Below are 11,483 nucleotides of genomic sequence, written 5' to 3' on the forward strand. Positions count from 1 at the left end.
TCGCACGGAGACTCGTGTCCCGATATGCCGACACATCGTTATTATAAAACGATAGGACAGAACCCATCAAAACTAATGACATACACTACTAGGCTAACGCCTAAGCTGCTATCAATAAGTATAGCTTAATGCGATTGTATTTGAGCTTATTAGCAATAAAGCACCCCTATTGATTCTGATGTGACCGCCCTGCTTCAGGTGCTGCAAACCAACACTATCTTATTTTTAAAAATATTGTATTATCTTCTTGGCACTTTGTAACAAAATATATAGTATATATTTTGTGAAGTGCCTTTACTGCAAATAAATTTTCAATCCCAACATTTCTCAAATCAGCGATAAATCATAGCTAAGTAGCCTAAACGATATGATTACAGCAAAATATCTCGAAACAATGGCTTTATACAATAGATGGCAGAATAGCAATCTAATTGCAATCTGTGACCAACTCACTGCTCAAGAGATTTATGTTGAGAGAGGAATGTTTTTTGGTTCTATATTCAAGACTCTTAACCACATTCAAAATGTAGATCAAACTATTCATACCTTAATTCATACAAAGTCTTTACCTGCATTCGACCCTAAATTCATTCTATATCCTGGATATGATGAACTGAAAATAGCGCGTGCTGAATTTGACTCCAGACTGTTGAGTGAATCACAAGAATGTTCCTAAGATTGGCTTGATGAAGTTTTTGAGTTATGGAGTGAGAGATTAAATAGAAATAGAAAAATCCCTAGATCCTTTTATTACCTGCAAATGTTTAATCACCAAACCCATCACAGAAGCCAAATTACCTCAGAATTCCACAAAATGGATATCGATTATGGCTCTACGGATCTTCCCTTTAATCCTTACTATGATTTCTAACAAGTCATAGTAAGGATTACGCTTGTCGGCTTTAATAAGTTTTAAGTTCATGATTGTCTAGTCTTATTCCGAGAGGAAAGTTGATAAACTACGGTTTTATCTGCCAAACTTTATGGAATAGATATATGCCCCAGAATTCCTAGAGGTGTCAGTATGACTGTTATCACTCCTGATCGTTTCGTCGTAGAGGAGAGCCCTTCTCACACCGCGCACGAGCCAAATCGCACCCTCTGGATCAGCGAAGCAGGAGGGCTTACCCTGTTTGGCGCGTTCATCGAAGTTCTGCAACCTGGCTCTTGTTCATCTATCAAGCATTGGCATAGTGCTGAGGATGAAATGGTCTATGTCCTCGAAGGCGAGATCACGCTCATTGAAGGAGACACAAAGACTGTATTACGTCCTGGCGACGCTGCAACTTTTCAAGCAGGAGTGGCGGTAGGTCATTTCCTTGAGAATCGCAGCGCCAAGGCAACGCGATGCCTAGTAGTCGGCAACCGAGCGGCAGTAGACACAATCACGTATCCTGACCTTGATCGGGTATGTCACCGCGATCGATCGCTGCCAGACGACATCTGGACTAACAGTGTGGGAGAACCTGCTCCCAGTCCCTACTAGCAATAATTGCAGGATGCTTTTTGTACTATTTTTGTGGGTTTACCTTGACCAAATCCTTTACCAGACATGGTAGTTGGTATATTTGATACAGGGATTTTAGCAGGGTTTGAGGGTTGTAAGGGGGAGCGATCGCCATGCATCCTCTAAGAACGGCGCACTTCAACAGTTATTTCCGTGATCAGGCGATCGCCTGATGATGCTAGAAGTGATTGCTTTACAATTACTCCAAATGACATTTTGGGGATAAAAATGAAGCAAGATGACCGCTATACAATGGTCACTGGGGAATTAGGCGCACATCGGCTTTCAATCCTCAACACAGTTCACAAACCCTACACTGAATGGTCTTCATCGTTATCATCAAGCTCCCGTTGCATCACCCTTGGAATATTAGCTTTAGCTTACTAAAAGGGGAGCATCCGCTAATCTCAAAGAGTAAAAAACGCATTATCGTTTCAGCGATCGCCCAATTCATTTTCTTAGAGGAAACCCTGAACGCATCACTACCAGATTGCCTTATAGGAAAAGTTAAATTGAATATGAATGAGACTTTAGCAGCCACACTAGGGGAATTACAAGCACAAATATATTGGTTACATGATGCTGAGGAGTTTGCAGAATTGGCATCAGCAGCAGCTACTATATATATGAAACTTGGTTATACTCAACAGCAGTCCGAAACGGCAGGTAATTTAATTAGTCAGGCTTATCAATTATCTGATGATGCTGTTTTAGCCCAAGAAGCAGGTGATTTTGACAAAGAAATACAGTTTTATCATCAAGTTAAAGATAAATTAACCCAAGTAGAAACTACATTAAGCTAAACTACTTTCAATGCAACCACATTCTAAATGTTTACCTAGAATGGTTGGATAGTCAGGGTTAAATGCGGCAGATTCAACTTCTCCTGATAGTAACTTTTGGTTATGTCGAGCGTAGTATACATCAATCGGGTTTTGTCCTAATGGCAGATAAATCACTAGCCCGTGCTGTTTGCGTCCGGCTCGACCAACTCGTTGCCAAAATGACATCAAGCTACCTGGAAACCCCCGAATTAAACAGCAGTCTAGTTCAGGTAAATCGATTCCTGCTTCTAGGGAAGAAGTTGAAATAATTACCTTAATTTGTCCACCTTGGAGTTTTTGAATAATCTCGCTACGGCGATCGCCCGTTAAGGAACTGTAGAAAACTGCTACCTTGGAAGTTAAATAACCTAATCCAATGCGTTGTGTTTCTCGTTGGATTAACCCAAGTAAACCTTTGACAGCTGCACGAGAGTTACAAAAGACAATCCCACTGAGATTATGCTGTAACCAGGAAATCACTATTTTAGTAGCTTCAACATTAGCTGCACTGTTTGGAGCAAGAGATAATAAGGTACGTCCTTGATGAGGAGCGCCGCTATCCTCAATCAGGTGTAATCTTTGGGGTTGATGGGTTCTGCCGCTAAACCGCAATGCCATATCTTGAGGATTTCCGATCGTGGCACTAGAACAAATAAATTGCAGTCTTTGGGAATTACCGCCAACTGCATCAACTGCTAACCTGAGCCGCCGCATAAGATTCGCAAAGTGTGCGCCAAAAGCCCCAGTATAGGTATGGCTTTCATCAATTACACAGTAGCGCAACTGCCTTAAAAACTGTCGCCATCCTTCTCCATCATCCCGACGGCGCACATTATAAAGATAGTAATGCAATAAGTCAGGGCTGACTGCCAAGATATTTGGGGGGTTGGGGATAAAAAAACGTTGTCGCTCATTAGCTGGAGTATCTCCCGTCATCAGTGCGAGTTTGAGACGATTGTTGGGCATTGCCTTGACAAGCGATTGTAACTTTCGCATTTGGTCAAGAGCTAATGCTTTAAGCGGGAAAATATATAGTGCTGTTGTTTGCGGTTCCTTAATACACGATTCCAGGATAGCCAGGTTGTAGCACAGCGTCTTTCCGCTTGCTGTAGGCGTAGTGAGACTCAAGTCAAACCCAGCACGTAACTTTGTTAGAGCTTCTAATTGGTGAGAATAAATCTGGGTGATACCGTTATTCTGTAACGCTAAACGTAAAGCAGGTGGTAAATCGCCCGGTAGGGGGTGAATTATCCCTTGGTTAGTATTTTTGATATCTATCGCCCTAATGCTTGCAATCAGTTCTTGCGCTACAGACTGAAATACTACCTGGGGGATTTGTTGAATGCGCTCCGCAGTTCTTGTGACTGCGGCGTTGTTCTCTTCAAGGAATGTTGTGGAAGAAACTAAGTTGGCGTTACTTGGTTTAATTGACCCCAAAGCGATCGCTTCTTCCCAATCGACAAACTGAGTTGGCTTAACCTCTTCTACAAACTTGACAATCAACCGTCTGCCCAATAATGCCATTACCTCCCCAACTCCATACTCCGGTGAGTAAACATATTTACCTGCACTTAGCCATTCAGGGGGTTCTGGAATCGTTTGGTTGGCGGCACGGATAATTGCGGCGTAATCAGTTGGTTTGTTATCAGTCACAAATTTATGTTTCTGCTAGCAGTAAATTATTTGTTACTGAATGTCAGTATAAACCTAATGAATTTACTCTGGCATTTTTGCTATGTTGCCATTGAGTGACAAAAAGACGCAATGTGTAGCCAACTTTAAGAAGTTACTATGTTTTATAGTATTAATTGAATCAATAATTTTGCGCTTACCACGGAATAATAAAATATTCGTATCTCAAGCTTAACAAAAAGTAACCGAAGAACCAAAATTGGTTAATTTATTTTATACCTAATGAATTACTTAATTTTCAAATATAGGAAGAGGAGCTATCACACCTATAGCAATGGTCGTTTAGGACATTTATTTGTTTTATGTAATTCAAGTTTTGTAGTTTTAACTTTTGCACTGCAATAAGGACAGCTTACTAATGAAGATAAAGTTGTGTTGTTTGTTGGTGGCGAAATAGATAAATTTAAAGCGCGATGTCTTGCTCGTGCAGCCCCACGACTCTGAGCGCGAGTCAAGGTAATATTATTTGGTGGCAATGGTTGAGAAACCTGTTGCTTGGTTTTAATCAGCGATGTCATTAGAATAACAGGATTGCTATTAGATATGTTGTTTTGACATAAGTAGAACGACTCAGAAAAAACGAACTATGTAAAGAAAAATTAACTATGCTATAACCCCCTTCACTCCTGCCTTCTGCCTACTCGCTTCTGCCTTGTCCTAACGATAAATATTCACACCGACCTACTTAGATAATTATCTCGCTTCTTGTTTGCTGCCATTTCTACAGCTTCCTGTTCTGTCCACTGTCGTTGTTGCTGTAAGTCTGGGATGTTATCAAACTGATTTAGTGTCGAAGTGTCCCCTATAATTTGAGCGATAACTTGGGCGATGGTCTTGCAGCAACTGTGGGGATAGCAGATTACTTGTTTTTATCATCACGACTTGTTAAACTCCAATTGCCCTACATAATTAAATTGACCCTGACTTTCAGTAGAGGTAAATAACCGCATTTCATAGGAACCGGAGGCAGGAAGTTTACACGTAACTCGATCGCCTTGTACCGCGTGACCACAAGATTGGGAGTTGCCTCCATCTTTTGAGTTATAGCTAGCTAATAACCAAACATTCTTAGGATTTGCCAATACTAATTTTGCTTCATCACCTACATTGGTCTGCGATCGCACAGGGCTGACAAGTTGCAAGCCATCAGCAAAAAACTTTGGTTTCATCATCGGCTGGCGCAAAAACTCACCAAGCGGTAATGGATTTGATAACAACTGCCAAGCAGGATCTTTCGGAAAATGGCTGATCACCATAACTTCTGGTGGCGGCATTAAGTATTCAGTACGGTAGTTTTTTGTAAAACCTGAAGAGCGATCGACATAACCGCTATCCCAAGTAGCATCAATTAAGTACCATTGTCCTTTTACTCTTGCTGCATTCCACGCGTGACCTTGACCGCTAAGATCGCTGGTTTGAGTCCGTGCATCTCCTACGACATAAATGATTTCTTCCCCAGCCGCTTTACCCAATGCTTCTAATAATTTTGCATAGCCGGCACACACAGACTTACGAGTTCTAAATACAGTTTCGGCATCTTGTGGTGGATATTGCCCTGCAAAATAAGATTCAGCATCGTATGCAATTCGATCTGCAACGTAATCGTGAAGAGCTTTAATTCGCTGTACTGGATCTGATTCCTTACTAACAATATACTGAGCAACTGATGCGATGCTTGTCTCTACACTGCTGGGCATATTGGCAACTGCGGGATGTATTCCCATACCTTCCCATGCCCAACCATTGGTATTATTAGCAGGCTGTAGTTTGGCAGTATCTTGGTGTTTTAAATTCTCAAAAGGATCTCGGTCGGTTTGGGGTTGTGGTTGGACTTTGCTACTGCCGTCATCGTAACGTTCAAATGGATTTTTATTAAAGGTAAGATACATTCCCTCTAAACCATTTGCCAGCTTGAATAGATTCTGTCGAATTAACTGTACTGGTTGCCCTTGCAAGTCGCCCAGCATCCAGTCACCTCGCGTTGAGAGAGCTACAAAACTCAAGCGCGGTTGCCATGCTAATAAAGCAGCGATCGCCACAAAGTTGATTACAAGGGTTCTGAGCGTCAGGCGATCGCTCCAAGTCAAAATGCGCTTTTTGCTCCGACTGCCCTTGCTTCTCTTGCTTTGCGCCCATATTTCCCACAGTAAGGGAAAGACTGGAAATAAAAAGACTCCTGCTATTACTGCGAAATTTGCAGAACGATTATTGTAGGCTGCTAGAGAAGATGCTAACCAAACACCTAGAATGGGTGTGAGGTAGATAATAGCGATCGCACTCCACTTAATTAATGTAGCGATAAGTTGAAAGAGAACACCCATATAGATTTACGTTCCAGAGGTAACTAAATTAAAGAGATTTATACCTGCCTTATACCCAACCCAAATCCTCTAAAGCTTGACTAACCTGCTCCCGTAACTGCCACTGCCATTCTCGTTGACTAGTAATTTCAACATCTTCCAATGTTTTCCAGTACCCAGAAGCTAACATTAGTGACCAGAACGGTTTACCACTATCGTCGTGTTGACGTGGCAAATAGTTTAAGTAATTTGCAAGTAGTTCACCTATTCTGGCGTATTGAAGATTTGCACCGCCAAAATGCTCATATCCAGCCGCTTTTGCTAACTCAGTTGCAGTAATAATTTGTGCGGGTGCATGATAGTGAGCTTTGAGCATAAGTTTATGGCTATCCGTCAGTTGGCTGCTGATAGCTATAAAAGCTTGCTTGTAATCGTCTACTGTCGGAAAATCAACAGCTAAAACCTCTTGGATAACATAGCTTTTGAATCTGTCTATGTCGGTAAAATAGCGATAACCAAGACGATTTGCAGCCTCTTCTATTTCCTGATTTGCATCAATTAGCAAAGCAATCGGCTGACTTTTCCCGGATTGCAAACCATTAGGCCATGCTAAATCAAGTACTGTACTCACTGTTCTTGTCGAATCAGCAATTTCGTACATCCATTCACCCATCGGTAATCCCTGCTCTTGCACCCATACATTACATTCTTGCAAAACTCGTTCCTCAGCCAGTGGTACAACCACAGTAGAGCTTTCGATGGCTTCTCCCTCTAAAACAGAATCTGTCGCTTTCGGTTCTGGAATGTCCCCAGCGAGTAAGCTATTCAAAAATTTATTGGCAGCTTGAGCTAAAAGTTCACGACGTGCGGTTAAGAAATCACGGTAGTTTTCAATTTGCCACAAACTGCGTTCGATCGGTATCCAATGCGTTGCGATCGCACCCGGTTGGGTTGTCTCAAATGCCTCAAAATACTCCGAAGGGTGTCGGTTTGAGACTTTGAGGTTGGTTTCTTGGGTCAGAAATGTCAGGTTAGCGATCGCGTTAACTTCAGATTTGGGATATCCAGCTTTGGAAAGTAGCGATTTCGGAAAAATATGATGGACTTGCAAATAGCAATGTTTACCGAGAAGATGTTTGGATAGTTCGATGCCACTATCCCAATCTTGTGCTTGATGCACGCGAGTGAGCATATAAACTAATGGGTAAAACCTTGCTCCCATACCCCAACCTTGAAAGTCAATAGCTTTGATTTCCAAGTCTCCGCGATTTTGCCGTAGGTTGGCGATAAGTTGGTCTAGCGGATTATCTTCAGATTCCAATACGTGTAAATCTTGGGTTAGAACGCTCTCAGTTGAACCCGCGTACCGCCCCCACAATAAAGTATGTACATACCAGTACAGTAACTTGTCGCGCTCTGTGTAATCTCTAAGATGTCCGCCACGCCCAACAAGGTAACGCACCATGAGAGGAAAGGCGTAAATTCCACTGAGTACCCGATTGTGGTCGTTACTGGGTCATTTAGTAATACACCAGCTTCGATATTGCGCTCATGAGCCGCTTCTGTAAAATTAGCGGAGGTAACAAGTACACGTTCCCTATCTACAACAACACATTTGGCGTGTAAACAAGCTTTTGATTCCGCACCCACCGTCAGCGATCGCGGATCATGAAATACTTCAGACAGTCTTTTTCCTGGCCAAATATCTTGGCGAAAAGTACTGGCAAACTCCCGCAGTAAAGTAGAAGTTGGCACTTCGCTGTTGTGGAGTCGCTTAACATTAAGAAACATACGCACATTTAATTCTGGGGTTAAATCCATTCGTTCTGCCAGCACCATAAATAACTCTCGTGCTTTATCCCTCCTTTAATCATCAAAAACTCACTCCCCTAAACCTAATGTCTGGTTAGTTTGGAGTGCTAGTATGCAACTAACTATATTTGGGAAAATCGCAAGTATAAAATAGCTTTTAACCTATTTATTTTTTAGCACCTACCATATCTTATGAAGTTATTTTAGATACTGCATAGGGAAATGGTTAATTTCAGTAGAAAACTTTATTAAATTAATGCTAATTTGAAAGATTAGAAAAACGTAGCTTTTACATGATATTACATAGACAATTATTAAAGTTTTATCAAATAATACTCTTTTAATAGTAATATTACCTAAATATATTTTCGTAGGTTTAAGTATCTATATAATTACCTACTAAACTAGCATTATCCAAGACCCACCTTTGCCTCTGAGTTCCGGCTTGTCCTTAGTATTTAACAGGAAAATCTCCAGCACTAATTTTGTACAATTGCCCCCAAAGTGCCATTGACCGCACGTAAATAATCATCTGGGGATAGCAGAAGCAGCATTCCTCGCATCCCACCAGAAACAGTAATCTGCTCAAATAAGGTTGCAGTTTCATCAAAGTAAACTGGATAGTCTTTTTTACTAGCTAAAGCTGTCACACCCCCACGGATGTATCCTGTTAGTGGCTGTACTTCCTTGAGGGCAACTGTCTCAACCTTCCGGTTTCCTGAAATTCGAGCTAAAGCTTTTAAGTCCAACTGAGCATTTCCCGGTAGAACAGCAAAACAGATACCTGTTGTGTCACCTCTGACTACTAAAGTTTTAAAAACTTGCTCTGGCGGAAGTCCCACTTTCTGGGCTATACTTTCAGCAGCCAGATCGGTAGGATCTACTTCATAGCTGAGGATTTGGTATGCAATACCTAGTTTATCAAGTAGTCGAGCAGCATTCGTTTTCATTGCTCTTATTCCCAATCCTCAATCACAAGCCCACTGACGCGACTAAATTCTCTTGTGTTGTGCGTGACTAGCGTCAAGTTATTCACTAGGGCGATCGCTGCAATTAATAAATCACTTGGGCCAATGAGAGTTCCATTTACTGACAGTTCTGAGCGAATTCTCCCTGCAACTCTGGCGGCTGTTGTGTCTAATGGCAATACAGCAAATTGACTAAAAAACCTTTCCAGCAATGCTAAATTCCGTTCGCTTTGAGTACTACGGTAAGCCCCATAATAAAGTTCCATTTGCACCACAGTACAAAGATAAATGTCTTTTGGCTGCTGCTGTACCAGTCGAGTTGTTACTGCTTGGCTACTATTGTTCAATAGTCTAATACAAACATTTGTATCTAGCAGATAGGTCAAAACAGCGTCTCCCGCGTTTCAAATTCTCCCTGTTCTGGTCTTTCTAAAGGTTTTCCTGCCCAACCACCAATCACTTCTTCAAAAAAATCAGGCATCCACTCTTTTTGTGATTGACTTATAGGTTTAATGATTACTTCTACTTCAATATCACCACTTACTATCCCCGATGGAATATCCAGATGCAAAATGCCATCAGCCCCAACATGAGAACATAGTTTAATACTCTCCATTACTGCTTTCTCCCACTCATTAGTTTATTTATAATTACATCGTAATTAATTTATTATCCCGTATTCTCGCTAAATCAAACCCAACAGCTTCTTCTCCACAGCCGTCAAATACGGTCGCTTCAGTTCCCCCAGATGCTTCAGCACAGCACTTGGGGAATCTTCTAAATTCTCGTTTTCACGTAACCTACTGATGTGTAGGCGCAGCCCACCGCAGCCATCCCTCCCATCATTCCATCACTCAAGTTATATTTGCGGGTATTCATCGCGTCAAATTAAATTAACAATGATGAAAAAACCACAAACTGTCAAATCATTAGAAGAATTAGGGCGGGTACGTTTGTCAAAAAACTTTTTTATGCGTGATTTTCTACACTCAGAAATTTCTCTTTCTTGAAGGAATCCCAAATATACCAGATAATCCTGATTTGGCGATCGCCTCCGGCAAAAGTCTTTGTGAACAAGTTCTAGAACCAATTCAACAAGCTTTCGGAAGAATCAGCATTCGCTCTGGATATCGGTCATCTGCTGTCAATGCTAAAGGTGCAGAAAAGAAAAATCAGTACAATTGCACTAGTAACGCATCTAACTACGCAGTTCATATCTGGGATGTTCCAGACGCTCAAGGTTATATGGGTGCTACAGCCTGCATTATTGTGAATTCTTTCATTGATTATTATGAGAAAACTGCTGATTGGACAGCTTTAGCATGGTGGATTCATGATCACATTGATTATTACAATGCAATCACATTTTTTCCCAAGTATGCTGCGTTCAATATTGGTTGGTCTGAAAATCCCGAATGCAGAAAACTATACATTTACAGCTATATCCCTAATCCTTGCACAGGCAAGAAGGGATATTTAACACGTTTAGGCGCAGAAAATTATTTAGGTTCACATGAACAGTTTTATGAAGAGTTTACAACACGGTTAGGTGATTGACTACACCACGCTTAAGAGAGCGATCGCTTCATTTATCCCCAAATCTCTTTTCATCAGTACGCCATCAAGCATCAGTGAGAGATTAAGATAATTTTACTTTTTTCAATAAGCAATAGTACTTAAAATATAAATAAAAATGGGGGTAATCAACAGAATTTTTGGGCGTGCGATGCCTACGGCGGGCTACACCTCATGTTTAAAAGCATGATTCGTTTTTGCCTCAGAATTCAGTACAAACGTTAATATTATACTCAATAATTTACCCATCTTTCAGCATGATTACTAATTGATAAAATGATTTTGTCTTAACCCCTCACCAATGTACTAAACCTAACAACCATTGATAAATAAGGGTTTTCTTGATTTTTAATAGCGGCACATACTTACTGCCACGATTGTGCTTCCATTTTTCTACTTACAAAGAACTGCCTTCTGCCTTCTGAATGCCATCAACTGCTTCCACTCTTTTGTGGATTTTCCCCGATCGCATTTTCTACATAACGAAGTAATCAACCTTTGAGGTGCATTTACTGTCATCGTCTGCTTCCACTTTACTGCCATCATGTCGGTAAAGTGACACAATTGTTGATGGGGAGCTTTTTGGTGGTTTCAGTCCCCGTGAGGGGATTTGGTCTATGGAAACTTGCTAGGATTTGTCCCTTACAGTAATCAGTCATGTTTCAGTCCCCGTGAGGGGATTTGGTCTATGGAAACACGCCTTGTGTACCAACTGGAGTTTAGACTAAAAGCGATATGAGAGAACGCAAACCAAATGGAATTAGATGTTAAAAATATTATCTTGTCAGTCTCAAAGCATCCACGA

General features: G+C 41.2%; 12 protein-coding genes. 4 read left to right on the forward strand and 8 right to left on the reverse strand.

All coding sequences use genetic code 11. The features are described 5' to 3' along the window. Positions 1-394 precede the first annotated feature (394 nt). From V7K27_RS13645 to V7K27_RS13655, 3 genes are all read left to right on the forward strand, one after another. On the forward strand, positions 395-676 hold the full coding sequence (locus V7K27_RS13645) for a DinB family protein (protein ID WP_334947966.1): 282 nt from the start codon (positions 395-397) through the stop codon (positions 674-676). Between the two features lie 348 nt (positions 677-1,024). Continuing rightward, complete coding sequence (locus V7K27_RS13650; protein WP_334947968.1) at positions 1,025-1,486, forward strand: cupin domain-containing protein; 462 nt, start codon at positions 1,025-1,027, stop codon at positions 1,484-1,486. Between the two features lie 341 nt (positions 1,487-1,827). Then, positions 1,828-2,310 (forward strand): hypothetical protein, encoded by a 483-nt coding sequence (locus V7K27_RS13655; protein WP_334947970.1) that lies wholly within the window; start codon positions 1,828-1,830, stop codon positions 2,308-2,310. On the opposite strand, the gene V7K27_RS13660 is transcribed toward V7K27_RS13655, so the two are convergent. The 8 genes from V7K27_RS13660 to V7K27_RS13695 all read right to left on the reverse strand — a co-directional run bounded on the left by V7K27_RS13660 (position 2,302) and on the right by V7K27_RS13695 (position 9,719). After that, positions 2,302-3,984 carry a DEAD/DEAH box helicase gene (locus V7K27_RS13660; protein ID WP_334947972.1) on the reverse strand — a complete coding sequence of 561 codons (1,683 nt, stop codon included), beginning with the start codon at positions 3,982-3,984 and terminating at the stop codon, positions 2,302-2,304. The genes V7K27_RS13655 and V7K27_RS13660 overlap by 9 nt on opposite strands. A gap of 305 nt (positions 3,985-4,289) precedes the next feature. Then, positions 4,290-4,541: a hypothetical protein gene (locus V7K27_RS13665; RefSeq protein ID WP_334947974.1), complete on the reverse strand. Its 252-nt coding sequence runs from the start codon at positions 4,539-4,541 to the stop codon at positions 4,290-4,292. Between the two features lie 357 nt (positions 4,542-4,898). Beyond that, on the reverse strand, positions 4,899-6,344 hold the full coding sequence (locus V7K27_RS13670; protein WP_334947976.1) for a transglutaminase domain-containing protein: 1,446 nt from the start codon (positions 6,342-6,344) through the stop codon (positions 4,899-4,901). A 49-nt stretch (positions 6,345-6,393) separates the two neighbouring features. Beyond that, positions 6,394-7,644 carry a GmrSD restriction endonuclease domain-containing protein gene (locus V7K27_RS13675; protein WP_334947978.1) on the reverse strand — a complete coding sequence of 417 codons (1,251 nt, stop codon included), beginning with the start codon at positions 7,642-7,644 and terminating at the stop codon, positions 6,394-6,396. Positions 7,645-7,661: 17 nt separating this feature from the next. Next, the gene (locus V7K27_RS13680) at positions 7,662-8,162 is read right to left on the reverse strand and encodes a phospholipase D-like domain-containing protein (RefSeq protein ID WP_334947980.1); all 501 of its coding nucleotides are present in this window, start codon (positions 8,160-8,162) and stop codon (positions 7,662-7,664) included. Between the two features lie 452 nt (positions 8,163-8,614). Beyond that, a complete protein-coding gene (gene ybaK, locus V7K27_RS13685; protein ID WP_334947982.1) occupies positions 8,615-9,085 on the reverse strand; it encodes a Cys-tRNA(Pro) deacylase in 471 nt (156 codons plus the stop codon). Between the two features lie 5 nt (positions 9,086-9,090). After that, positions 9,091-9,489 (reverse strand): type II toxin-antitoxin system tRNA(fMet)-specific endonuclease VapC, encoded by a 399-nt coding sequence (vapC, locus tag V7K27_RS13690; protein WP_334947984.1) that lies wholly within the window; start codon positions 9,487-9,489, stop codon positions 9,091-9,093. Next, complete coding sequence (locus V7K27_RS13695; RefSeq protein ID WP_334947986.1) at positions 9,486-9,719, reverse strand: hypothetical protein; 234 nt, start codon at positions 9,717-9,719, stop codon at positions 9,486-9,488. The genes vapC and V7K27_RS13695 overlap by 4 nt, the downstream gene beginning before the upstream one ends. Positions 9,720-10,078: 359 nt before the next feature. Here V7K27_RS13695 and V7K27_RS13700 point away from each other — a divergent pair, with 359 nt between their 5' ends. Further along, positions 10,079-10,660, forward strand: coding sequence for a peptidase M15 (locus V7K27_RS13700; RefSeq protein ID WP_334947988.1), 582 nt, complete (start codon positions 10,079-10,081; stop codon positions 10,658-10,660). The last annotated feature ends 823 nt before the right edge of the window (positions 10,661-11,483 follow it).

The sequence above is a fragment of the Nostoc sp. genome (genome assembly GCF_036919575.1).
In the GTDB taxonomy this organism is placed as follows: Bacteria; Cyanobacteriota; Cyanobacteriia; order Cyanobacteriales; family Nostocaceae; genus Nostoc.

Excerpts from the sequence above, each read along its gene's own strand:
- V7K27_RS13655 (WP_334947970.1), top strand. The coding sequence starts at position 1,828 with ATGGTCTTCATCGTTATCATCAAGCTCCCGTTGCATCACCCTTGGAAT.
- V7K27_RS13695 (WP_334947986.1), bottom strand. The coding sequence starts at position 9,719 with ATGGAGAGTATTAAACTATGTTCTCATGTTGGGGCTGATGGCATTTTG.
- V7K27_RS13645 (WP_334947966.1), top strand. The coding sequence starts at position 395 with ATGGCTTTATACAATAGATGGCAGAATAGCAATCTAATTGCAATCTGT.
- ybaK (WP_334947982.1), bottom strand. The coding sequence starts at position 9,085 with ATGAAAACGAATGCTGCTCGACTACTTGATAAACTAGGTATTGCATAC.
- V7K27_RS13680 (WP_334947980.1), bottom strand. The coding sequence starts at position 8,162 with ATGGTGCTGGCAGAACGAATGGATTTAACCCCAGAATTAAATGTGCGT.
- V7K27_RS13665 (WP_334947974.1), bottom strand. The coding sequence starts at position 4,541 with ATGACATCGCTGATTAAAACCAAGCAACAGGTTTCTCAACCATTGCCA.
- V7K27_RS13670 (WP_334947976.1), bottom strand. The coding sequence starts at position 6,344 with ATGGGTGTTCTCTTTCAACTTATCGCTACATTAATTAAGTGGAGTGCG.
- V7K27_RS13650 (WP_334947968.1), top strand. The coding sequence starts at position 1,025 with ATGACTGTTATCACTCCTGATCGTTTCGTCGTAGAGGAGAGCCCTTCT.